A 24,401-nucleotide genomic window follows, 5' to 3' on the forward strand; every position below is an offset into this window, starting at 1 on the left:
AAATGTATAAAGTTTTTGTAAACGACAAACCACTTTTTTTGACAAATGAAATCTCGAAAGAAACAGATTTCCAATTGTTCTTGTTGGAGAGTATTGATATCGAACAGCTTATTATAAAAATTTTTCAAAATAAAATTCAAAAAGCGATTCTATATCATCCCGACGAAAGTGAGATGATGAAAACCCTAAAAGCCAAAATTCCGGTAAATAAAGCGGGCGGAGGCTTTGTCTACAACAAGAAAGGCGAAGTCTTATTTATCTTTAGAAACGGAAAATGGGATTTACCAAAAGGCGGCATCGAGAAAGGGGAAGACATTGAAGCGACGGCTATGCGTGAGGTAGAGGAGGAGACAGGAGTAAACCAGCTTCGTATTACGAATAAACTTCAAAAAACCTATCATATCTTTAAACGCAACGGAAAATACAAACTTAAAATCACGCATTGGTTCGAAATGTTTTCCGATTTTGAAGGAACGCCACACGGACAATTAGAAGAAGGAATAGAAAAAGTAGCGTGGTTAAACCCAGAACAAATCAAGGAAGCACTTAAAAACTCATACGAAAACATCAAATTATTGTTTGAAGAAGAAAAAAATCCTACGAAAAAAAAATCAATAGAAAAAATTCCAAATTCCAACAGTTAATCAGTATTTAATTGGAATTTGAAATTTATTTATTTGGACGTGCCACCAATAAAAGAAAAGACCCAATCAACTTTGCGTTTATTGGGCCTTTTTTTTATTGCTGTCGGGCTATCCGCGCTACTTCGGTAGCCAGCTTCTATCCCTCACGCAAAACGGTTTCGTTTGTAAGATTTTATTTGTTTTTAAGGAAATTGTCATTTTTAATTAATTCATATTTCAAAAATCGTACTTTTGTTAAATAAGTAACACTTTTGATTTATGAGCACACTAACAAAACCAAACCATATAGGACGAAAAATAAGCCGAATTCGTGAACTTAGAGACATGAAGCAAGAAGCTTTGGCTCAAGCTTTAGGAACAAACCAACAGGCAATTTCTATTTTGGAAAATAGTGAAACCATCGATGATGAAAAACTAAAAGCTATTGCAAAAGCTTTAGGAGTAAGTGTTGAAGCAATTCAAAATTTTTCAGAAGAAAGCGTGATTAACTATTTTAATAATTTCTATGATAATAGTGGCAGTAATGGAGCATTTGCGCATGGATCAGTATTTACTTTCAATCCTTTAGATAAATTAATTGAAGCTTACGAAGAAAACAAAAAGCTTTACGAACGTTTAGTTCAAGCTGAAAAAGAAAAAGTAGAATTTTTAGAGAAGATATTGAAGGATAAATAAGTTTTATTCTTTTTATGATAAAAAGAAAGCCTAATAAAATTTGATGTTTTATTAGGCTTTTTTTATTCAATTTATATCGTTGGCGCGAGCGTCCCTCTCGTGCCTCTTTACGTATTGATTTAGATTGCGTTCACGAGCGGGATGCTCGCGCTAGCAGGGAAGCTCTTTGATTTCGTGAAAATTAGCATCGGTAAAATCCATTGTCGCTTTCATGTATTCGGATGTCATTTTTACACGTTCTGTATATTTTTTCAGCATATGCGTTTCGACAATAAAACATTTTAACTATTAAAATAAATGATTGTATTTTAATATAATTATGATACTATCTCATCTAATAATTCTTTTAGCTTATTTTTTTCTTCTGACAATTCTAATGGTAATTTCTCAAATATCTTATAGAAATTGCGTTGTAAATTAGGATATTGTTCTAGTAGAAGTGGTTTACATTCAGCTTTTTTTGTTTTAATAGTTTCAGAAATTTTAATAGCTCTTTTGCAAGATTGTCTTACTGCCAGTCCTCCATCTTTTATCTTACTATAATATTTAATACATTGACAAATCCAATATAATAATTGCACATTTTTAAGTGGAGTATTTTCTAAGCACTGATTTGAGAATAATCTAGCACTTTCACCTCTTATTTTATAAAATTTTTCATTTAAATCCTCTTTGATTTCCTTATGCATTTTCTTCTTTTCCGCCGCAAAGATTTTCTTAGTCTGTTTTATTATTTGTGTTTTAGCAACAGTTATGTTGTACAAGTAAGATGCACCGATAAAAAGAGTTAAAAGACCAAAGAATACTAAAAATATTGTATTATTGGTAGATGTTTGGTTTGTTAAAATATCTTTGTATACTTCGGCTTTATCTATTTTTGTAGCAGAAATCGTTTGATAGATTGTATCTCTGACAATAATTGTATCGTGGATAATTGTACTATTTTTGTTCATTTTTCGGATATATTAGGTCGGTAAATTTTGTATTTAGATATGCAAAATATTTTGAGTTGTCAGTGCCATACCATATCCGTTAGCGCAGATTTGCAATCTGTGTCCGCAAAGTAAAGCAATCATTATTTTTTATATGTTCTTGGTACTCATGACCTCTTTAGTTTTGATTTAGATTGTGTTCACGAGCGGGACGCTCTCGCTAGCGGGGGCTAGTGGGAAATACTACATAATTAATCTCACTATTGCTGAATATTCTTGTTTCTCTTTTACAGAACTTATTTTCAACTAAGATAAAATATTTATCATTCATAAAAGTAATGAACTTTCCATTTATTTTTTTATTTCGATCTTTTAATACTATTAAAACATTATTTGTGCGATCAGAAATAATTTTAGTTGAATCCTTTTTTGCTTGAAAAGGATAATAAACTGCTGACATTATATAAGCGACTACAATTAAAATAATTAAATAGCTTTTTTTATTAATTGGTCCTAATTTATCAATTTTATTTCCTAATAACGTTATGGATAAAAGTAATACACCAAATAACAAAACATGAATGAAAGTAAATTTTTCAAAATTACTCGATTCATACATTAAAAAAATTCCAAAAACTAGATATAAAATTACATAACGTACTGAAATTGTATCTTGTTTTTTTAACCTTATAAAGTCTTCAATTGACCTTAGTAAGGCAAGTAATACTAGAAGTATAGTAGTCCATGTTGTAGAGATGATTTTTTCAATTGATATATCAATTAGAGAGCTATCAATGTTAAAATTATTAAGGTATGTTTCCCAATATGACCAACCAAGTTGATACAATAATATACCGCCTATAGTTACAATTGAAGTATAATCTAAAATCGATTTTCTACTATTTTCTTCGCTCATAATAGTAATTAAGTTTAATGATTAAGTTAGCTCGAATTATAAATCTGTACCTAATAAATATCTAAATTCAGTTTTTATCGTTTTCATAATAAAATAAATATTATCGTCAAGTGTTAAATAAGATTCTGCATTTTTTTGACTTTTTCTCGCTGTATCTAATGGAATTTTAAAAATCTTGTTTGTGTCGTAATCATTAGAAATATGCATGCATTCCAAAGCGAAATCGGCTACTATATTTTCGAGATTTTCACTAAAAAATATGAGATTATCACCAAAATATTTTATAAACTGTTCTTGTGATTTTATGAAATTTCCGTGCAATTCCTGTTTATATTGCTCGTCAGTAGAATCTATAGAAGCAGTTTTCATTAAATCAACATATTTTGATAAATCGCTTTTTGTATTATTTATATAAGAGTAGGTGTTTTTGAGAACTTCAAATCTTTGTTCGTGTAGTTTTGTGAATTTGAAATTTTCTTTAGCTTTCAATGAATCTATTTCGGTATGAAATTTTGCGATTTCTAACGAATGCTCTTTTTTTATGTTTTCAAGTTTCTTGTCAAAAGAGCTTTGTATTCTTCCCTCGACTATTTTGGTAATAATTAAGGTAATCAATGCAGAAACAACTGAATAGCTAAAGATATTATTTAATAAATTTTCCATTTCTTCGATATTTTAAATATAAGTAATTGATCTAGTAAAACTTTGCGACCTCAGCGTTTTTACTAAACTTAATCAAAAGCAAAAAAATCTTAGCGAACTCTGCGTTATAAAAAAAATTACAAAACACGATAAACAGGATACTGCATATGTGCCTTTTCATAATAAACAGAATGTTTGTAAATCCAGTCTAGTTGCGTTTCGGCGCTTTTGGCAAACTCTCGGTCGTTTTGTTTTTTGGTTTCTAATTCTGCTTTTAGAGTTGGATTATCTTTTAAAAGTTGTCCAGCAGTATCTTCAAAAATATATTCAGAGTAATGTTCTTTTTGCTGTAAAATAGCATCGAAGAAATTCCAATTAAAGAACGAATCAACGCCTTCTGGTTCAAAAGCTTCAAGAAGATATTTTACGCCTTTTTGATTCGTTGGCACGATGTAATCTCCTTTAGCAAAAGCCATTTTAATGATTTTAGAAGTTACGGTTGTGTTTCGGTGTAAATAATGTCCTTCGTAAGCAGACGGAACAGTTTTAAAATCGGCAATTCTGTAGCTTTCGACTTCTATAATTGTATCGTTTTTAATTGTTTTTAACGAAATATTATTGTTTTTCAAAAGCTCAATAATATTCCAATATCCTCTTGGAACAATGTAAGCTGTCGGAATCAGAACTTCTTTAACCGATTTAAATTCTTTAATGTACGGAACGTCTTTTTTGTACGGTTTGCTTCGGTCGTAATACAAACGATTCCCTGTTGTAGCGTCGCTTTTTTTGTAGCCTGCTTCATATCCTAAAAACGAAAAAGTGGTTGCTTTTGTGCTGTCCAATTCCCATTTTAAAGTGTATGATTTTTTAGGCTGATATTGCTCTAAATTTTTTACTCGTAAATCTTTTATTTTTTGATAATTGGCATCAGTAAAATCTAAAGTCGATTTCATGTATTCGTAGGTCATTTTTACGCGTTCGGCATATTTTTTTAGCATGTGCGTTTCGACCACAAAACCAATCGTATTAAACAGCGAGGTATAACCCGTTGTATATCGCGGACTATCTACAAATTGCCCGAAGCCTTTGTCTGGTGTATCTTTAAACGAATCAACATAAGGCGTGGTTTCGATTTTCTTTTTCTGAAGATCTTTTACCAAAGCTGGCATCATTTCGTTATTCATAAAATCGCCCAAAATTGTTCCCAATTTGTTGTGCTGTGTCATGATGTACGTCAGTTTGTATTGATAATCAGAACCGTTGCTTACGTGATTGTCAATAAAAACATCGGCATTTATTTTCTGGAAAATCTCCACGAAACTTTTAGTGTTTCTGGTATCCGATTTCATTAAATCACGATTTAAATCGTAGTTTCTGGCATTTCCTCTAAAGCCATAAATTTCGGGTCCGTCCTGATTGGCGCGCGTTGTCGAATTTCGGTTTAAAGCACCGCCAATATTATAAACAGGAATCGTAACCAAAACGGTATTTTTTGGTGCTTTCATTTTTCCTGTTGCCAAATCTCTGTAGAATTGCATTGTGGCATCGATTCCGTCAGGTTCTCCAGCATGGATTCCATTATTTACAAACAAAACAGCTTTGGTTTTCTGAATTTTATCAAAATCAAATTCCTTGTCAGGATTGAAAGTAATCATGTGTAAAGGTTCACCAGAATCTGTCAATCCCATTTCTTTTATTTGGATAGTCGGAAAATCAGCAGCGAGCATTTTAAAATAAGCAATAGTTTCCTGATAAGGTGCGGATTGGTTTCCGTTTCCTTTTTCAAAGAAGGTATCGTATTTTTTAATGTTTTGAGCAGAAATGGTGATGGTGAAAAGTGAAAAGAGAAATGTAAAAAGTTTCATGATTCTGTTTTTATGGAATCAAATATAGGTTTTATTTGTTTCAAGTTTCAAGTTTGATCTGCATTGCTTATAATTTTGTTTCACGCAGATTTTGCAGATTAGAGCAGATTAATTTTGATTTTTTTCAAATTTGCTAAATCCATTTTAAGTCCGCGTGAAATGTAATCTTTGTGGTTATTTGTCTCTCGCAGATTTTGCAGATTTTTTTAATTTTGATATTTGCAGTTTAATCTGCTTAATCTGCAAAATCTGCGAGAGGTAAATTTTTGCCCAAATCTGCTCAAATCTGTTTAAATCTTTTTAAATCTGCGTGAAACAAAAAAAACACCATTCAAACTTGGAACCTGAAACAAGAAAAAACTTGAAACAAATTTTCCCTACTTTTGCAGCATGAAAAAACACCATTCCAACGACATACTTTCGAATTTAGGGATTCAGAATCTCAACGAAATGCAGGAAACTGCTAATGATGTTATTCTGAACGATAATAATGTCTTATTGCTTTCTCCAACAGGATCTGGAAAAACATTAGCGTTTTTGCTTCCAATTTTAGAATTATTGCAGCCAGAAATCTTATCGGTTCAGTGTTTGATTTTGGTTCCGTCACGCGAATTAGGGCTTCAAATTGAACAGGTTTGGAAAAAAATGGGAACGCAATACAAAGTCAATATTTGTTACGGCGGACATTCGATTGAAACGGAAATGAAAAACTTGAGCAATCCGCCAGCGGTTTTAATTGGAACGCCTGGAAGAATTGCCGATCATATTGACAGAGATACTTTTAGAACCGATAAAATTCAGACTTTAATTTTAGATGAATTTGATAAATCGCTTCAATTAGGGTTTCACGAACAAATGTCTTTTATCATTGGCAGATTACCGAAAGTGAATAAAAGAGTTTTGGTTTCAGCAACTTCAGATATTGAGATTCCGAAATATACACGTGTTGTAAATCCAACGGTTTTGGATTTTATTCCAGAGGAAGAAGAAAAGGCGAATCTTTCTATGAAAATGGTGATTTCGCCAGCCAAAGATAAACTGCGGAGTTTATTCAATTTGATTTGCTCACTGCAATCAGAATCGGCTATTATTTTCTGTAACCATCGTGATGCTGCAGAACGTATTAGCGATACTTTAAACGAAAAAGGAATCTATTCGGTGTATTATCATGGGGGAATGGATCAGGAAGAGCGGGAGAGGGCTTTAATTCAGTTTAGAAACGGAAGTGTGACCTATCTAGTTACAACCGATTTGGCTGCGAGAGGTTTGGATATTCCTGAAATGAAACATGTTATTCATTATCATTTGCCGTTAAAAGAAGACGAATTTACGCATCGTAACGGACGTACAGCGCGTATGCAGGCAACGGGAACGGCGTATGTAATCATTCACGAAAGTGAAAAACAATTAGACTACATTGATTATGAAATGGAGGTTTTTGATGTTGAAGGAAAAGTTTCGCTTCCGCAACCGCCTCAATTTCAAACTATTTATATCAGTGGAGGAAAGAAAACAAAACTGAACAAATTTGATATTGTCGGTTTCTTTTCGCAAAAAGGAAAACTGGAAAAAGACGATTTAGGCTTGATCGAAGTAAAAGATTTTGTTTCGTTTGCGGCGGTAAAATATAATAAAGTCAAAGACCTTCTGAAAAATATTAAAGATGAAAAAATGAAAGGCAAGAAGTTTAAAATCGAAGTTGCCCGTAATGTCATCAAAAAAGTAGAAGACGAGAAGAGAGGGAAGTATTAAATTTTAGATTTCTGATTTTAGATTTTAGATTTTTCAAAATCGCTACGCTATTTTAAATTTTAGATTTTTGATTTTGGAATTTCAGATTTTAAGATTACTTCAATCTTTTGGAATTTGGAATTTTAATTTTTGGTATTTATTTGTTTTTCAGTTGTTTATGATTGTGTAGCTAAGTTTTACAATTTTATGTTAAAAAAATAATGATTTGATAGGTGTTTTTTCAATAATTCTATGTTTTTTTGCTACAGTAAAATTGTAAACCCCAAATTCAGTATGAAAAACATTATTACCCTTGCTATTCTGTTCGTTAGCTTTGTATCGTTTGGTCAAGTTAAAGTTTTAGAGACAGTTCCTGTTGAGAAATTAGGAAAAGTAAACAACAATTACATCCAAAAAATTGGAGATGAGTACACGGTGTATTATACTATTATCCAAAACGATGAGGATTCTTCTAACTTAAGAAAGTTTTCATTCAAAAACATCGATAATGCCTACAACAACCTTTACAATATCATTGTTGGAGGATTTACTGCAACACCTTTGTATGACATCAAATTAGAATTGCCAAATAACTACATTTGGTTGCACTACACTGGAAACGTAGTTCCAGACAAAGCAACTGTACAATTTATGGTTTCTAGCAAAGAAAGAGATGCTGATACAAACAACGTTTCTGAGCCTTTCGTAAAAGACCAAATCAATAAATTATTCCAAAAATAATTCTTTTTGAGGTTCAAAGCCTCAAAGTTGCAAAGGGACAAAGTTTTTAAGCTTAGCTCTTAATCATATAAATAAAAAAAGCTGTTCTAATCGAACAGCTTTTTTTGTTTTTAGGTTGAAAGTTTTAGAGTAACAAAGGAGCGAAGGGGTATCATTTTAGTTTGAGCACTTTGTACCTTTGCGCCTTTGTTACTCTGAACCTTAAAATTAAATCTTCTTAACGTATTGCGTAATAATCACAATCTGCTGTCCGTCTACTTTTCCTTCAATGTATTCAGCGTTTTCGTGATCTAAACGAATGTTTCTCACAGCAGTTCCTTGTTTGGCAACCATGCTTGATCCTTTTACTTTTAGATCTTTGATTAAAACTACAGAATCTCCGTGTTGTAGCAATACGCCGTTACTGTCGCGGTGAACCAATTTATTTTCGTCATCTTCGCCTTCTCCTGTTGCTTTTGCCCATTCTAGCGTATCGTCATCAAGATACATCATATCTAGTAATTCTTGTGGCCATCCTGCAGCGCGCATACGGCTAAGCATTCTCCAAGCTACAACTTGAACAGGAATATTTTCGTTCCACATGCTATCGTTAAGGCATCTCCAGTGATTTAAATCTACATTGTCTGGATTTTCAATTTGGTCAATACAAGTGTTACAGGCAAATATTGCTTCATCAATGCCTCCTTTTCTAGTTGGAAGAACCTGATAAACTTTTAAATTCTCTTCATTACCGCAAAGTTCGCATTTTGACCCGCTTCGTTTGCTTAATTCTCTCTCGATACTCATTGTTTTGTGTTTGTTTTAAAAATGCGAAATTACTTATAATTGATTAGGGATGCAAATTAACATTAAAACTTAGAAAGTTTAGTTTTTGAATATTATTTCGTTAAGATGAATAATTGAAGTCTCATTTTGAGAACTTTCATGATATGTTACTTCTATGCTATTTTCTGAAACGAATCTTATTTTTTTATCGCAACCTGTTACACAGGCTTCTGTATAAATTGGAAAATATAACTGCTTGTTTTTATCAAACGCAAGGATGTTGCCTCGAAAATACGATACAATTTTAAAATTGTCATTTTCAATACTCTGTGATTCATCATAGTCTCCCGTAAAACTGAATAAATCATCTTTGTAATAAGTGCTATAAATAATGTCTGGAATTCCAGAATAACCGTTTGCCAAATGATTGACGGTATTGTTATCTGTTTCCCATTTTTTCATGTAATTGGTATAATGATTCGGATCTTTGGAAGCATGAAATACCCATTTGCTTTTATTAGCAAAATCATAAAGTGCTTTTTTTATTTCTGGATTCGAATCTAAAATCTTATTCTCTGTAAATTTCCCAACAATTGCTTCTCCATTATGGACTGTAGTTTCGCCTCCATATATTAGGGTGTAAGTTTTAAGGGTATTAGTATCTAATATGATAAAAGAGACGGTTTCATCTGTAACAGCAGATCCTTGATAAACCTCATGTACAGATAAAAGAATATATTCTTGATCTTTAATAGTTACCTTCTCAAAGCTTTCTTTTCCAATTGAAGTGTAATTATATTCGTTAGAAATTAAAGTGTCTTCTTTAACAAGTCTAAATGTATTTTCATTTTTTAAATATTTCGAAACCAGAATGAGGTTTTTATCTTCAGCAAGCAAATATTTATCATACTCACTCTGTTTGGATACAGTAATTCTTATTTCTTCAGAATTGTTTTTATTTCGAGTTTTATAAATGACGGTTAGATTAGCTTTTTCACCTTGATCGTTGCTTTTATTTTTTTCTGTTTTATCTGTAATTTGATTCGTTATTTTTTCTTCTTTTTTGCAAGAAAGGATTATGAAGCAAATTATCAGAGCAGTATAGGTCTTTATTTTCATCTATAGCGAATATACTTTTGAGAACTTTAAGAAGTATTTACTTCTTAACCCTAACAGCATCTGGAACCAGCATCTCATATTCGCCACCATGACGCAATACATCACGTACAATGCTCGAACTGATGAATGAAGTACTTGCAGCTGTCAGCAAGAAAACGGTTTCTATTTTTGAAAGTTTTCTATTGGTATGTGCAATCGCTTTTTCAAACTCGAAATCGGCGGGGTTGCGTAAACCTCTTAAAATGAAATTAGCTTTTTCTTTTTTCGCCAAATCGATTGTTAAGCCTTCGTAAGTGATAACCGAAACTTTTGGTTCGTCTTTGAAAGTTTCCTCGATAAAACGTTTTCTTTCTTCTAATGAAAACATGTATTTTTTTTCGGCATTGACACCAATAGCAATTACAATTTCGTCAAATAAAGGAATTCCTCTTTTGATAATGTCTTCGTGTCCTAAAGTAATTGGGTCAAATGATCCTGGGAATATGGCTTTTCGCATTTTTTTTCTTTTTTAAGGTTCAAAGCTACAAAGGCACAAAGGCGCAATGTATTTTGATGACTTAGATTTCGTTTAGTCTGAGAGTTATGTTATAAAAAATAAGGTTCTGAAATCTTAGTAACTTAGAATCTCAGAACCTTAGTATCTTTAAGCTAAAGCTAACTCAATTGCATTTGTAAATAAATCTTCCAGAGAAATTCCAGCTGCTTTTGCTTGTTGCGGAATTAAACTTTCTGTTGTTAAACCTGGAATGGTGTTCATTTCAAGCATATGTGGTTCGCCGTTTACAATAATGAATTCGCTTCTTGAGAAACCTTTCATTTTTAAAACTTCATAAGCGCGTTTTGCCGTTTCTGACACTTTTTTAGTCAGTTCGTCAGAGATTCTCGCTGGCGTAATCTCTTGCGATTTTCCTTCGTATTTTGCCTCATAGTCAAAGAAATCATTGTCTGATACAATTTCTGTGATTGGTAAAACGATTATTTCGCCTTTGTAGTTGATCACGCCCACAGAAACTTCTGTTCCGTCAAGGAAGCTTTCAATGATGATTTCGTTGTCTTCTTTGTAAGCTACTTCAATGGCAATTGGCAGCTCAGCTTCTGTTTTTACTTTTGAGATTCCGAAACTAGAACCTGCTTTGTTTGGTTTTACGAAACATGGCAATCCTACTTTTTTAACGATTTCTGCTGTATTGATTTCGTCTCCTTTATTCAAATAATAAGAAATGGCTGTTTTGATTCCGTATGGCTTTAAAACTGATAATAAATCTCTTTTGTTGAATGTAAGTGCCGATTGGTAATAATCGCAAGAAGATTGAGGCATTCCGATCAATTCGAAATAAGCTTGCATTAATCCGTCTTCTCCTGGAGTTCCGTGGATGGCATTGAAAACACAGTCAAAAGTAATTTTCTGACCGTTTACTATAACTGAAAAATCATTTCGATCAATTGGAAATTCGGCGTCGTTTTCGTCTACATACACCCATTTTTCTTTGAAAATGTGAATACGGAATCCGTTGTATTTTGTTTTGTCAAGATATTGATATACGACATTTCCGCTGATTAAAGATATTTTGTATTCGCTGGAATAGCCGCCCATGATGATGGCAATGTTTTTCATTGTATGTTTTTATTTTTTAATTGTTTCAAGTTTAATGTTTCAAGTTTTTTGCCACTGATTACACTAATTAAAAAGATTTTTCCTCAATATTGTCATTTCGACGGAGGAGAAATCTTCGCAAGTAGCTCTACAAAGATTGTCTATTTACTTTGTGTAAATCCTTCGGCTTTGCTCAGGAAGACAAACTTTATATTTATAGTTCTTTCGAGAATAAAACTGTACTAATTTCTGTTAAAGATCGTTCTTTTGAAACCGAGTGCCCTAGCCCTGATAGAAGCGGCATCCTTTTGTGCCGGGGTTCGGCGCAAAAGATACAGCGGATAGCAGGAAATAGCTCCTGAAAATTATCCTTCGACTTCGCTCAGGATGACAATCTCGGGACTTTCTTGTTTTAAACAAAATTATCATTTTTTTTGAAACGAAATACTTTATCTTTGTCGCTATTAAAAATAAATTTATGAGTTTACGTCAGTATTTAACAAGCCGAGTTTTTTTCTTGCAATTGCTTGCGGCCGCAGCTATAATCGCTGTTATTGGTTATTTATTTATGCATTGGTTAACTTTTACAACAGATCACGGACACGAAATTGCGGTGCCGAATTTGTCTAAATTGACTGAGGAACAAGTAGAAGAGAAATTGGATGAACTGGATTTGGACTATGTTTTATTGGATAGCGTTGATTACAGAAGTGAATACCCAAAATATAGTGTTGTTGAGCAAGATCCGCTTCCTGGAACCATGGTAAAAGTGGGTAGAAAAATTTATATCAAGATTAATGCTTCTGGTTTTTCTTCTGTAAAAATTCCAGATTTGATCGAAAAAACATATCGTGAGGCTGTGCCAACCTTAAAAGCGTTAGGTCTTGAGCCGGGAACGATCACGTATATTCCGAATCTTGGAAAAGATATGGTTTTGGAAATGCGTTTAAAAGGAAGAAACTTAAAAGTTGGAGATAGAGTGCTTAAAGCTTCTAAAATTGATTTAGTTTTAGGAGATGGAAAAGCAAGTTATGTAGATGAAAGTCAGGCAACAGATAGTACTGCGGTGCCTGCAGAAACCCCAAGTGATGAACAATAATATTGAAGAAAATTTAGATCTGGAAGACGAATTATTTGAGCACTACAGATTTGAAGTCCCAAAAGGTCAAGCGTTTTTACGTATTGACAAATATTTAATGTATTTGATTCCGAATGCCACACGAAATAAAATTCAGAATGCGGCAACTAATGGAAATATTTTTGTAAATGATATTCCCGTAAAATCAAATTACAAAGTAAAACCTTTTGATGTGATTACGGTCATGTTGTCGCATCCTCCGTTTGAAAATAGGGTAGATCCAGAAGATATTCCGTTGGATATTGTTTATGAAGATGATGCGTTATTGCTGATCAATAAACCACCGGGATTGGTTGTGCACCCAGGTCACGGAAATTATACTGGAACTTTGGTGAACGCTTTGGCATTTCATTTTGAAAATCTGCCAATGAACAGCAGCGAACGCCCAGGTTTGGTTCACCGAATCGATAAAGATACTTCTGGTCTTTTGGTTGTGGCAAAAACAGAAGCTGCTATGACGCATTTAGCAAAGCAATTTGAAGCTAAAACTACCGAACGCGAGTATATTGCTCTAGTTTGGGGAAATGTTGTGGCAGATAGCGGTACAATTGAAGGAAACTTAGCGAGACATTTGAAAGACAGAATGCAAATGGCGGTTTTTGATGATCCAGAAATTGGAAAACCTGCTATTACGCATTATAAAGTTTTGGAGCGTTTTGGTTATGTAACTCTTATTTCTTGTAGACTAGAAACAGGAAGAACGCACCAGATTCGTGCGCATATGAAGCATATTGGTCATCCGTTGTTTAATGACGAGCGTTACGGCGGTCATTTGATTTTGAAAGGAACGACTTTTACAAAATACAAACAGTTTATCGAGAATTGTTTTAAAGCCTTACCACGTCAGGCGCTGCATGCTAAAACGCTTGGATTTGTTCATCCGAATACGGGAGAATTAATGCGTTTTGATACAGAACTGCCTCAGGATTTTCAGGATTGTATCGAGAGATGGCGTAATTATGTGAAGTCGCATAATGTTGAGGACGAAGCTTAATTAGATAATTAGGAAATTTGTCAATTAGATAATTTTCCTTTCTTTACATAAAACAAAAAAGCTCCATTTTGGAGCTTTTTTGTTTTACCATAATTTATTCTTTCCCATATTCTGTAGAGGCGCACTGCTTTGCGTCTAACGTATTGTGAATATTCATTGCGGAGACGCACTGCATGAAGCTTTTTTATGATTCTATTTTTACATTGCGGTTAAGGAATATTGATATTTTTTCTGCTATTTCATGTGCGTCTGTTTCTAATAACTGTTTTTTTATGATGTAGTCATTTGATGAAATTGGAAAAACATCTAAGTATACCATCCAACCTAAGCTATATTTTCCACGTAAATAAATAACGTTAACAGTTTGTAATTTGTATAATTTGCAATGAAATTTATTATTAATATACAAATCTTCATCTCTAATGCTAAGTATATGAAACTTGGTTCTGTACCATTCAAAGTAATCATTAAATAGCACATATGCGAGCGCTGACATTGCAATGATCATTGAAATAAATGTTTCGGCTATTAATGCAGGTTTTAACTTAGTTATAATTAACAGTAATATTGAAAAGAAAATTATCCAGGGAACAATCAGTGCTTTTTTATTGAAATAAAACGAAATAGTCATTTCGTTATCACCATTTTGCAAGATCTCATATTTTTCCATTCGTTATGTCTGTTTCTAGAAAGATTTTATTTTTAAATCGGTTATTTTGACTTCTCCGTTGGTTATGAAACCTAGTTTTCCTTTTTGGTTTAGATTGCTTTTTTCTAAAGAACATTCTAAAGTTGTTTTGCTGTCTACAGAAAAATATATTTGATTGTTAACAACTCTAATTTTTACCGAATACCATTTATTATTTTCCAATGCTATTGGTTTTGTGAAAAGGCTTTTTCCACCTCTTTTTCCGTAGGAATCGTCTTTTTTATCATAAACCCCGTCTCCAATTACAATATTTTGATCAATTTGATACAAATAGGTTCTAATGTATTTTCCTTTATCTAAATTGAGCATAATTTCAAATAAAGATTCGTTGGTCATATTGACTTTCAAATCAATTTCATAATTCTCTGGAAGCTGTTTTTTTGAAACCAAAACGCCCCAAGGCGAAAGAGAACCATTTCCTGTAAGAGTATCATTTTTAAAAATCCATTCTTTAGAATTGATTGTCCAATCTGATTTTAGTTCTTTTGAACGGTTTAAAGCATATTCTTTTTTTACTGTTGAAATGGTGCTGGAACACGAAATCAAGATGAATTGTAAAAGAAGAAATACGGCAAATTTTGTTTTCATTTAATTTAATTCTGAATGATATTGTATTTTTCCGATTGAACCTGTTTCAAAAGGCAAAAGTTCGAAAACAGAAGTAGGAGCAAGACCCTGTTCTATTCTATGCGAAACATAGAGTATAGCAACATTGGTTTCTTGTTTTATGGTATTGATAAGCTGAATTACCAAATCTACATTTTCGTCGTCTAAACCTTCAACTGGCTCGTCTAGAATCAATAATGGGGGATGTTTTAAAACGGCACGAACAATCAATGCAACACGCTGCTGGCCGATAGAAAGATCTATAAAACGTTTTTTTCTCAAGTGTGTCATTTCGATCACTTCAAGCCATTGCGTCACGATGTTTTTTTGATGTGTTGTTGGTTCTGTATACAACCCGATTTGATCAAAGAATCCTGAGAGAATCATTTGTTCCAACGTATGCCCTTTTTGAAACAAATCCATCATTGAAGTGGCGTAAATTCCGATTTGTTTTTTAATATCCCAAACACTTTCTCCGGTTCCTTTTTTTCTTCCAAATAAGAATAAATTCTGCCCAAAACCTTTCGGATTGTCTCCTGTAATCAAAGATAAAATAGTGCTTTTTCCAGATCCATTTGGACCGACTAACTGCCAAAATTCGCCTTGTTTGATGGTCCAAGAAATGTTGTTCAGGATTTTTCTTTCTTCATAACTTACCGAAACATTTTCGAGTCTGATTAATTCATTTTCAAGAAAAGTATGAGTTTCTGTTGCTTTTGGAATTGCTGTTGTATTTAATGTTTTGAAATGATTTTCGGCTTTTTTAAATGGATGCAATTCGAATGTATTGTCTTTTATTTGAGCTTTATTGGGTACAAATTCAAGAACATCAACAGTACGGTTTAAAAGCTGAATAATCGCAATATCATTCGTCAAATCTTTTAAGGAATCGGCTAAAACTACTCGTGAAGCTTGGTCTAAATGATCAAAAGGATTATCAAAAATAATGTAATCTGGTTTTTGATTGATGCAGTACTTTAAAAACTCTTTTTTACGTTCGCCAGATGAAAAAGTTCGAAGTTGTCTGTGCGAATCTGGAGAAGCTTCAACACTGTCATATTGAAATTCTTTTTCGATGAATTTTTCGATTGCAATATCAGAAAACAATATTCCTTTTTGATTGTTAAAAATGGCTAATTCTCCAGTTGCTTCGCCATTTAATATATTTTCGATTAATTTCTTTTTATTTACCTGATTTGATAAAAGTATATCCCAGTGTTGCATTATATTTTTTGTAAAGTATTATTTGTTTTCTTTTAAAGCCATTTCGCGGTCATTTCTTGACCATTCGCTCCAAGAACCTGCGTATAATTTCGGAATTGGAAGTCCACCGTAATCCATCGCCAATAACGTATGGCAGGCCGTGACTCCAGAACCGCAGTGAACGATTGTGTTTTCTGGTTTTATATCTTTCAAAACAGCTTTATACTTTTCAGCCAATTCATCAGCTGGTTTAAAGAATCCGTTTTCATCCAGATTTTCCGTTAGCGGAACATTAACGGCTCCAGGAATATGTCCTGCAATTAAATCCAAAGGTTCTACCAGACCGTCAAATCTGTTTTTATCACGAACATCAATTACAATGTTTTGATCATTTTTTCGGGCTTTTTCGACTTCTTCAATATCGGCTAAAGGCAATTTCCATTCCTGTGAAGGATATATTGTTTTTTCAAAAGTCTCAATTCCAGAATTAGTCGGAAATCCTGCTTGAATTGCTGCTGGATAACCGCCATTTAAAACCTGAATTTTTTCATGCCCAATCGCACGTATCATCCACCAGAATCGAGCTGCGAAATTAGATCCGTTTTTATCATCATAAACCACAACATGATCTGAAGGTGAAATTCCTAATGAAGAAAGAGTTTTCGCAAAATCTTGTGAAGATGGCAGCGGATGTCTTCCGCCATTTGCTGGATTTTCAGGAACTGCAGCCAAATCACGATTTAAATCGACAAAACGTGCACCTTTTAAATGTTCTTTTTGATAAGTTTCAAAAGTGTTTGCGCCAGCTCGAGCATCAATCAGAATGATTTTAGGATTGGCAATTAATTCTTCAGCTGTAATTAATGGAGAAAGAGTAGTAGACATTTTTATTTTTTCTTAGAATTGCCAAGCCAAAGCAAAGCATTCAAAATTAATTGACTTTGTGTTTTGTTTTCAAAAGTATATGATAAGGTTTTGTTTGTTCCGCCTTCATAATCGATATCATTATGCCCCATGTTTACGTACAGCATTTTGTATTTTTTATTGGTCCAAACGACAGGATAATAACCGCTGTGCCAAATTTCATGCGCTTTTGGACCAGTTCCTAAAGGAAAACTCGATTCATCTATCGCTAATAAAATCTCAATGTCCGGATTTTTGGTTAAATCGTTAGACCATCTGTACCATTCGTTTGGAGCAGAAGAGAAAGTTTTAGGTAGATTTTTGATCACAGGATGCTGATTTTCTACTCTCAAAACTGCCGAAGTTGGTCTCCAAGTATTGCTTCCATATTCGCCAGAACCTAAAAAAGTATTGTGATACCAATTCCAATCTTGATTATAGCTTGAATTGTTTAATGCAAATGCCGAGAAATGAAATCCGATAAAACCGCCACCATTTTCCATGTATTTCTGGAAAGCTTCGCGCTGTTCTTTTTTTTCAGGACGTGTGTCTAGAAATAAAACAATCTGATATTTTGCCAAAAACTTAGCGTTTAAATTGTCCCAATTGCTGGTAGAATCATATTCAAAATGGTTCTCTTCTGCTAATTTTGGAAAGTATTTATTGGCTTCATGCACAAAACTGATATGCGCCTGATCATTTTTTGCAGTATAAAAAGCAATGACTTTAAATTTTGGATTCTCTTTTTTCTTTTGCGAAAAGCCAAACAGAGAAAAGGTTAAAAGTAAAACTAAAATGCTTCTTTTAAAAAAGGTTTGGTGGTTTTGGTTAAAAATAGTCATGAATGTTGGAATAATTAAACTGGGATTTTTTCGATTAAAATTTCATGTTCCGATTTATCAAAATAAGTGCAAGTCATTTCCACAATATCAACACGCCATTTCGCAATACCGCATTGAGCGCAATGATTGCAGAATGTCATATAATCGGTTTCTCCATGCTGATGCTTTACCAAATGCTCTATAAAAAGTTCTTTATTAGGATAGTCAGCAACTTTAATTTCAGGATATTTTTCTTCAGCTGCGGCTGTGTAATTGTTTAATCCGTAGTAAACAACGCTTCCGTCGTGTACAAAAGTGTCATACCCTTTAACGCCAAGAATTATTAAATCTTGAATATAACTTGGAAAATCTGCACCAGTTTTAACTTTAGAGTGCGCTTCTTTTATTTGATCTATTGTAAACATAATTTTAATTTTAGATTGTTGATTTTAGATTTTAGATTTAGCCACAAATTACACGAATTTTTTATTTAAAGATTTTAGAAAATTAATTCGTGTAAATTCGTGTAATTCGTGGCGGAAAAAAAATATCATTTCAAAAATACGATTAATGATTTTATAAACGAATCAAAAGATTCGATATGTGGCAAATGTCCCGTATTTGGAATCTCAACGAGTTTTGCATTCGGAATTGCTTTTTGAGTTTTCTTGCCCAATTCAGCATAATTTCCCATTGTTTTTCTCACTTCTTCAGAAACCAGCGGTTTTCCTAAAGCTGTTTTATCTCTCGTTCCGATAATCAATAATGTTGGGCATTTTATATTTTTAAATTCATACAAAACAGGCTGTGTAAAAATCATATCATACAAAAGAGCCGAGTTCCAAGCCATAATATCATAATTTGGTGCAGTTGTCCAGCCTGCGCCAAGTTCAGCCCATTTTTGATAATTGGCATTCCATTTTCCGTCATAATAATTTGCCATTTGGTATTGCTTGATGCTTTCGTAATTCTGTTTTAATTCCGATTCGTACCACCAATCAACAGGTTTGTATGGCACGACTAATTTCCAATCTTCTAAACCAATCGGATTTTCTAAAACTAATTTTTCTGTCGTTTCCGGATACATTAATGCAAAGCGTGTTGCCAGCATTCCGCCCATAGAATGACCTAAAATAGTCGTTTTGTTAATTCCTAAATGATCTAAAAGTTTTTTGGTGTTTTCTGCCAACTGCTGAAAGGTGTATTGAAAATGGTCTGGTTTTGTCGATTTTCCGAAACCAATCTGATCTGGAACAATTACGCGATAACCTTCTTTAGTCAGCGCTTTGATTGTAGTTTCCCAATAAGCACCATTGAAATTTTTTCCGTGCAATAAAACAATGTTTTTTTGATTATAGTTTTCTGGAATAATATCCATATAACTCATTTTCAAGTATTGGCGCTGATTGCTCAATTCGATAAATTGAACAGGAAAAGGATATTCGTAATTAGTTAAATTAATGTCTAAGGCTTTTATATTGCCCTGTTGGCCAAAGCTTAAGCAAGGAATTAATATGAATAATAGTTTCAGGATTTTCATTTGACAGGCAATTGTTTTTATGATTCATAAAGTTAAACCGAACCATTTTTAAAACAAAGCTTAAAATCTTAAAGTTATCAGAAAAAAAGCTTTTAAAATGAATTAGTGGTTTTTAATGTCGGTAATCGATGATTTATTGAAATTTCATCGATTAAACGACGCTGATTATGAAAATAATGTATTTTAACGAATAATGTAGCACTTCAGAGGACATCTTTTATTAATAGGAAAAATGGATGTAATTTAGTGTCAGAATGTTGTAAGCCTTAAATATTAGTATTATGAAAAAGACAATACTTTTGCTCCTGCTCACAGTCCCCACATTTGCCCAAGAACTCAATACTTTTGATTTCGCCGTTATAAACTCAACCTTAATTTCTGCAAATATAGACCTTGATAAAGGCCGGAGCGTTGTCGCGGCAAATCAGGATCAATATTCAGCTTATTTTCAGTATGCTCTTACGATGTGTGAAGATGATATTATTTTTGGTGCTGGAATTGACAAATCTGAAATTGATCGCACCTATGTTGGTTACATCGGTAAAATTTGCGATAAATTTAGAGCCACAATCGGCATAGGATATGTCGATTCTAGAAGCGGTTACGAAGGAACTTTTACAGGTTTTAGCATCTCATGGCATTTTTCTGAAAATACCTATATCGGCGGAAATTTAGAAAATCTGCATTCGTCAATAATTGATTATGAAACCGATGAAAGTTTTGATTACTATAAAAAAGTGGTTCCCAAAGTTTTTGGAAGTTATGAAATTATCCCACACGTGATTGCTTTTGGACAATTGAGTTCGAGAGTAAATGATATTGCTTTAAAATATCAAGTTCACCGATTTTCAGCTGGAGGATTTTATTCTGGGCATTCAGTAGGTGGAATTTTCGGAACTGTCAATGTCGGACGATTTTCCTTTTCCTGCAGCACCACTTTTGAAAGGGTAAACTTTGGATTAAAGTTTGAATAACGAAATTAAAAATACAGTTTGGTTAAGAGAAAAATCCCAAAGACAATGTCAGCAATTGTTTTTGGGATTTTTTATAAGATTAAGATTTACTAGTTTATAGCCCAACAAAATCATCGCTTTTTGGAAAAATGCTCAACGCTTGAATTGCAATTTCTGGAGTAGGTGATGCCAATTTTCTTAGTTTGGTATCCATCCATGCACCATCAACCGTAATCGTTGCGCAAAGTGTATCGTCTTCTCTTCTAAATTCGTGAATGATAGACCAGCGAGAAGCGTCGGCTTTCATTTTTGAAGTTTTAGTATGAATGAATATTTTGTCTGAAAGTTTTAATTCTTTTCTAAAAACGCATTCTTCTCTAAATAAAACAGGGCCAAAACCTTGTTTCTGCATTACTTTTAGAGTTAATCCCAGTTCTTCAAGGATTTCGATACGATGTTGTGCGCCAAAATCATAATAAGCACTGTGACGAACGTGAAAATTTGGGTCTAAATCTGACCAGCGGAAAGATATTTCTTTTACAAATGAAGCCATTTTATAATTGTAATTTTAATGAGAAATCGAAATTACGAATAAAAAACAAACGAATATCATAAAATTACTATGCGTGCATATTTTTTTATTGTTTTTGAAATTTGCATCATCTTGTAAAATACTTTATGCTCTTTCTACTAGGCAATTATAACATCCAGGCCTTGCATTATGAATATGGATGTACTCTATTTTTTCGTTTTCAAAAGTTCTGATAATGCTTTCTTTGAGAGTGTTTCCTTCTGCTACAGACGCTTCTTTCATCATGCCGTTTTTGTCATAACCACGCAACGAAAGTAATCTATGATTAAGCATAAGCGGGATTTCGTTGATTTCGAATGTGGGTGTATTGGCTCTGTTTCGTATAAAAATTGGTCCGCTTGCTTGGTAAGGTGAGGTGGTTTTATGATGGCTGTAGGGCAAAAGAATTACTTCTTCGCCAATTTGAGCATCTTCTAGACTTACTCTACAAGGAAATCCTGGAAATTTATCGACAGTCATTCTGATTGCGCCGATTTTTTCTAGTTCTAGATCTGTTAATTCGAAGTAGCCTGAAAATTCAGTATGATTTAAAGACTTGATTTTAAAATTTGCTTCCATAATTTTTTTTATACAAAAATCATATTTGTTAGAACGAGAAAAAATCCAAATCTTGCTATGTTTCTGTATTTACGATGTCATTTTCGATAATTCAACTTCAAGTTTGTCAAAGTTTTCTTCGTTTTTATCAACTACATAGGGTTTCAGTTTTTGGCATTCTTCTTCGGTTTCAAAAAGCATTTTAAAAACTACTTTTGTTTCATTTTCAGATATAGCTTCAAATGTTGTCAGGATTTGAAAAAGTGGTTTCGAATGACGTTTCCAAGCAATAAGGTTGGGCCTTTCTATTTTGATGAATTCGCATTCGTTGGCATAATTTCCAACTTCAGGACCATGCATGATGAAGCTCCATTTGCCGCCTTCGCAAAAATTAAATTCATGAAAAGTGTTTGTAAAGCCTTTTGGTCCCCACCAGTTTTTTAAATGTTCAGGATCGCTCCATGCCTTGAAAACAAGTTCTTGAGGAAAATTCAGAATTCGTGTTGTGACAATTTCTGAATCTGGTGTTGTGGTAAGAATATCTGAAGTCATTTTTTTGATCGTTTTTAATTAAACAAAAGTGTGCAGTTATAAAATTACGCTATTTTTAGATACTTTCAAGATTGTCTCAGTTGTATTCATTTTACCATACAATAAAGCTCTTATAAAAACAGATGTCTATTCTATAATGACTTCAGAAGTGGCATGAAAAAATAGTTTATGCCATGATTGTCAGGTTTGAAAAATGTCATGTTGTCAGACGATTTTTAAGTCTCGACAGTAAAACTGACAATTTTATTTGGTTTTTTATATTGGCACAAAGATTGACTTATGCCACCTGAGTTATTAAAATTAAATCAAAAATTAAATATATAAAAAATGGGTAAAATAATCGGAATTGACTTAGGTACGACGAACTCTTGTGTTTCTGTAATGGAAGGTAACGAAGCAGTTGTTATCCCTAACGCAGAAGGAAAAAGAACTACACCATCTATCATCGCTTTTGTTGAAGGTGGCGAAATTAAAGTAGGTGATCCTGCAAAAAGACAAGCAGTAACGAATCCTACAAAAACGATTGCTTCTATTAAACGTTTTATGGGACACACTTTTGCAGAAACTGAAGGTGAAGCAAAAAGAGTTCCTTACAAAGTGGTAAAAGGTGACAACAATACTCCACGTGTGGATATTGACGGTCGTTTATATACTCCACAAGAATTGTCTGCAATGACACTTCAAAAAATGAAAAAAACTGCTGAAGACTATTTAGGTCAAACAGTTTCTGAGGCAGTTATTACTGTTCCTGCTTACTTTAACGATGCTCAGCGTCAAGCTACAAAAGAAGCTGGTGAAATCGCTGGTCTTAAAGTTATGCGTATCATCAACGAGCCAACTGCTGCTGCACTTGCTTACGGATTAGATAAAAAAGGAACTGATCAAAAAATTGCTGTTTACGATTTAGGTGGAGGTACTTTTGATATCTCTGTTCTTGAATTAGGAGACGGTGTATTTGAAGTATTATCTACAAATGGTGATACTCACTTAGGTGGTGATGACTTTGACCAAGTTATTATTGACTGGTTAGCTGACGAATTCAAATCTGAAGAAGGTATTGACTTACGTTTAGACCCAATGTCATTACAACGTTTAAAAGAAGCTGCAGAAAAAGCTAAAATTGAATTATCTTCTTCTGCTGAGACTGAGGTAAACTTACCTTACGTAACAGCTACTGCTTCTGGACCAAAACACTTAGTGAAAAAATTAACTAGAGCTAAATTTGAGCAATTATCAGATGCATTAGTAAAACGTTCTATGGAGCCAGTTGCTAAAGCATTAAAAGATGCAGGTTTATCTACATCTGATATCGACGAAGTAATCCTTGTAGGAGGTTCTACTCGTATGCCAAGAATTGCTGACGAAGTTGAAAAATTCTTCGGTAAAAAAGCTTCTAAAGGAGTTAACCCTGATGAGGTTGTTGCTATTGGAGCTGCTATTCAAGGTGGAGTTTTATCTGGAGATGTAAAAGATGTATTGTTACTTGACGTAACTCCTCTTTCTTTAGGTATCGAAACTATGGGTGGTGTATTAACTAAATTAATTGAGGCTAACACAACTATCCCAACTAAAAAATCTCAAGTATTCTCTACTGCTGCTGATTCTCAACCATCTGTTGAAATTCACGTATTACAAGGAGAAAGAGCTATGGCAGCTGATAACAAAACTATCGGTCGTTTCCACTTAGATGGTATTCCGCCAGCACCAAGAGGAGTTCCTCAAATCGAAGTGACTTTCGATATCGATGCTAACGGTATTATCAAAGTTTCTGCAACTGATAAAGGAACAGGAAAATCTCACGATATCCGTATCGAGGCTTCTTCTGGATTAACAGCTGAAGAAATCGAAAGAATGAAAAAAGATGCTGAAGCTAATGCTGATGCAGATAGAATTGCAAAAGAAAGAGCTGAGAAATTGAACGAAGCTGACAGTACTATTTTCCAAACTGAATCTCAATTGAAAGAGTTAGGAGATAAATTGACAGACGATCAAAAAACAGCTATTGAATACGCTTTAACTGAATTGAGAATGGCTCACCAATCTCAAGATCTTGACGCAATCCAAAAAGGATTAGACAATGTAAATGCAGCTTGGAAAACAGCTACAGAAGCAATGTACGCTCAAGGTGGTGACCAAGCAGGTCAACAAGCTGCTCCACAACAAGAGCAATCTGGAGACAATGTTGAAGACGTTGAATTTGAAGAAGTAAAATAATTCTTTAGTATTAAG

The 24,401-nt window shown here is 33.4% G+C and carries 26 protein-coding genes; 8 read left to right on the top strand and 18 right to left on the bottom strand.

Going from position 1 to position 24,401, the window contains the following annotated elements; translation table 11 throughout:
- Positions 1–2 precede the first annotated feature (2 nt).
- Both GR162_RS13225 and GR162_RS13230 read left to right on the top strand, forming a co-directional pair.
- Positions 3–644, top strand: a complete 642-nt coding sequence (locus tag GR162_RS13225) for an NUDIX hydrolase (RefSeq protein WP_160782557.1) — start codon at positions 3–5, stop codon at positions 642–644.
- A 258-nt stretch (positions 645–902) separates the two neighbouring features.
- On the top strand, positions 903–1,319 hold the full coding sequence (locus GR162_RS13230) for a helix-turn-helix domain-containing protein (protein WP_160782558.1): 417 nt from the start codon (positions 903–905) through the stop codon (positions 1,317–1,319).
- A gap of 317 nt (positions 1,320–1,636) precedes the next feature.
- Here the strand turns inward: GR162_RS13230 and GR162_RS13235 are convergent, their stop codons facing one another.
- From GR162_RS13235 to GR162_RS13250, 4 genes are all read right to left on the bottom strand, one after another.
- Positions 1,637–2,272: a hypothetical protein gene (locus tag GR162_RS13235; RefSeq protein ID WP_160782559.1), complete on the bottom strand. Its 636-nt coding sequence runs from the start codon at positions 2,270–2,272 to the stop codon at positions 1,637–1,639.
- A gap of 199 nt (positions 2,273–2,471) precedes the next feature.
- Entirely contained in the window at positions 2,472–3,167 is a 696-nt protein-coding gene (locus GR162_RS13240; RefSeq protein ID WP_160782560.1) for a hypothetical protein, read from the bottom strand.
- A 36-nt stretch (positions 3,168–3,203) separates the two neighbouring features.
- Positions 3,204–3,830: a hypothetical protein gene (locus tag GR162_RS13245; RefSeq protein WP_160782561.1), complete on the bottom strand. Its 627-nt coding sequence runs from the start codon at positions 3,828–3,830 to the stop codon at positions 3,204–3,206.
- 116 nt (positions 3,831–3,946) lie between these two features.
- Complete coding sequence (locus tag GR162_RS13250) at positions 3,947–5,674, bottom strand: M14 family metallopeptidase (RefSeq protein ID WP_160782562.1); 1,728 nt, start codon at positions 5,672–5,674, stop codon at positions 3,947–3,949.
- Between the two features lie 390 nt (positions 5,675–6,064).
- On the opposite strand from GR162_RS13250, the gene GR162_RS13255 reads away from it, so the two are divergent.
- Together GR162_RS13255 and GR162_RS13260 are read left to right on the top strand one after the other, a co-directional pair.
- Positions 6,065–7,426, top strand: a complete 1,362-nt coding sequence (locus GR162_RS13255; protein ID WP_160782563.1) for a DEAD/DEAH box helicase — start codon at positions 6,065–6,067, stop codon at positions 7,424–7,426.
- Positions 7,427–7,699: 273 nt separating this feature from the next.
- Complete coding sequence (locus GR162_RS13260; RefSeq protein ID WP_008462792.1) at positions 7,700–8,146, top strand: hypothetical protein; 447 nt, start codon at positions 7,700–7,702, stop codon at positions 8,144–8,146.
- Between the two features lie 207 nt (positions 8,147–8,353).
- Here GR162_RS13260 and GR162_RS13265 read toward each other — a convergent pair whose 3' ends face one another.
- The 4 genes from GR162_RS13265 to GR162_RS13280 all read right to left on the bottom strand — a co-directional run bounded on the left by GR162_RS13265 (position 8,354) and on the right by GR162_RS13280 (position 11,645).
- Positions 8,354–8,932 (bottom strand): alkylphosphonate utilization protein, encoded by a 579-nt coding sequence (locus tag GR162_RS13265; protein ID WP_160782564.1) that lies wholly within the window; start codon positions 8,930–8,932, stop codon positions 8,354–8,356.
- A 78-nt stretch (positions 8,933–9,010) separates the two neighbouring features.
- Entirely contained in the window at positions 9,011–10,030 is a 1,020-nt protein-coding gene (locus tag GR162_RS13270) for a hypothetical protein (protein WP_160782565.1), read from the bottom strand.
- A gap of 37 nt (positions 10,031–10,067) precedes the next feature.
- Positions 10,068–10,526, bottom strand: coding sequence for a pantetheine-phosphate adenylyltransferase (gene coaD, locus GR162_RS13275; protein WP_026729362.1), 459 nt, complete (start codon positions 10,524–10,526; stop codon positions 10,068–10,070).
- 147 nt (positions 10,527–10,673) lie between these two features.
- Positions 10,674–11,645: a D-alanine--D-alanine ligase gene (locus tag GR162_RS13280; RefSeq protein WP_160782566.1), complete on the bottom strand. Its 972-nt coding sequence runs from the start codon at positions 11,643–11,645 to the stop codon at positions 10,674–10,676.
- A 457-nt stretch (positions 11,646–12,102) separates the two neighbouring features.
- Here GR162_RS13280 and GR162_RS13285 point away from each other — a divergent pair, with 457 nt between their 5' ends.
- Both GR162_RS13285 and GR162_RS13290 read left to right on the top strand, forming a co-directional pair.
- Positions 12,103–12,723, top strand: coding sequence for a PASTA domain-containing protein (locus tag GR162_RS13285; RefSeq protein ID WP_008462802.1), 621 nt, complete (start codon positions 12,103–12,105; stop codon positions 12,721–12,723).
- Positions 12,713–13,756, top strand: a complete 1,044-nt coding sequence (locus GR162_RS13290) for an RluA family pseudouridine synthase (protein ID WP_160782567.1) — start codon at positions 12,713–12,715, stop codon at positions 13,754–13,756. Before GR162_RS13285 ends, GR162_RS13290 begins: the two co-directional genes overlap by 11 nt.
- Before the next feature lie 184 nt (positions 13,757–13,940).
- On the opposite strand, the gene GR162_RS13295 is transcribed toward GR162_RS13290, so the two are convergent.
- The 7 genes from GR162_RS13295 to GR162_RS13325 form a co-directional block, all read right to left on the bottom strand.
- Positions 13,941–14,426 (bottom strand): hypothetical protein, encoded by a 486-nt coding sequence (locus tag GR162_RS13295; RefSeq protein WP_160782568.1) that lies wholly within the window; start codon positions 14,424–14,426, stop codon positions 13,941–13,943.
- A gap of 15 nt (positions 14,427–14,441) precedes the next feature.
- On the bottom strand, positions 14,442–15,053 hold the full coding sequence (locus GR162_RS13300) for a family 16 glycoside hydrolase (protein WP_160782569.1): 612 nt from the start codon (positions 15,051–15,053) through the stop codon (positions 14,442–14,444).
- Complete coding sequence (locus GR162_RS13305; RefSeq protein WP_160782570.1) at positions 15,054–16,295, bottom strand: ATP-binding cassette domain-containing protein; 1,242 nt, start codon at positions 16,293–16,295, stop codon at positions 15,054–15,056.
- An 18-nt stretch (positions 16,296–16,313) separates the two neighbouring features.
- Entirely contained in the window at positions 16,314–17,159 is an 846-nt protein-coding gene (locus GR162_RS13310) for a sulfurtransferase (RefSeq protein ID WP_160782571.1), read from the bottom strand.
- A 2-nt stretch (positions 17,160–17,161) separates the two neighbouring features.
- Complete coding sequence (locus GR162_RS13315) at positions 17,162–18,019, bottom strand: ThuA domain-containing protein (protein ID WP_160782572.1); 858 nt, start codon at positions 18,017–18,019, stop codon at positions 17,162–17,164.
- A 14-nt stretch (positions 18,020–18,033) separates the two neighbouring features.
- Complete coding sequence (locus GR162_RS13320) at positions 18,034–18,423, bottom strand: DUF1398 domain-containing protein (RefSeq protein WP_160782573.1); 390 nt, start codon at positions 18,421–18,423, stop codon at positions 18,034–18,036.
- A gap of 125 nt (positions 18,424–18,548) precedes the next feature.
- Positions 18,549–19,538, bottom strand: a complete 990-nt coding sequence (locus GR162_RS13325; RefSeq protein WP_160782574.1) for an alpha/beta fold hydrolase — start codon at positions 19,536–19,538, stop codon at positions 18,549–18,551.
- Positions 19,539–19,819: 281 nt separating this feature from the next.
- On the opposite strand from GR162_RS13325, the gene GR162_RS13330 reads away from it, so the two are divergent.
- Positions 19,820–20,512, top strand: coding sequence for a hypothetical protein (locus GR162_RS13330; RefSeq protein WP_160782575.1), 693 nt, complete (start codon positions 19,820–19,822; stop codon positions 20,510–20,512).
- A gap of 94 nt (positions 20,513–20,606) precedes the next feature.
- On the opposite strand, the gene GR162_RS13335 is transcribed toward GR162_RS13330, so the two are convergent.
- From GR162_RS13335 to GR162_RS13345, 3 genes are all read right to left on the bottom strand, one after another.
- The gene (locus tag GR162_RS13335) at positions 20,607–21,044 is read right to left on the bottom strand and encodes a thioesterase family protein (protein ID WP_160782576.1); all 438 of its coding nucleotides are present in this window, start codon (positions 21,042–21,044) and stop codon (positions 20,607–20,609) included.
- Between the two features lie 123 nt (positions 21,045–21,167).
- Positions 21,168–21,641: a DUF1203 domain-containing protein gene (locus GR162_RS13340; protein ID WP_160782577.1), complete on the bottom strand. Its 474-nt coding sequence runs from the start codon at positions 21,639–21,641 to the stop codon at positions 21,168–21,170.
- Between the two features lie 69 nt (positions 21,642–21,710).
- On the bottom strand, positions 21,711–22,172 hold the full coding sequence (locus GR162_RS13345) for an SRPBCC family protein (protein WP_160782578.1): 462 nt from the start codon (positions 22,170–22,172) through the stop codon (positions 21,711–21,713).
- Positions 22,173–22,499: 327 nt separating this feature from the next.
- Here GR162_RS13345 and dnaK point away from each other — a divergent pair, with 327 nt between their 5' ends.
- Entirely contained in the window at positions 22,500–24,386 is a 1,887-nt protein-coding gene (gene dnaK / locus GR162_RS13350) for a molecular chaperone DnaK (RefSeq protein ID WP_008462816.1), read from the top strand.
- Positions 24,387–24,401: the final 15 nt, after the last annotated feature.

This window comes from Flavobacterium sp. HBTb2-11-1, assembly GCF_009826975.1.
Lineage (GTDB): Bacteria > Bacteroidota > Bacteroidia > Flavobacteriales > Flavobacteriaceae > Flavobacterium.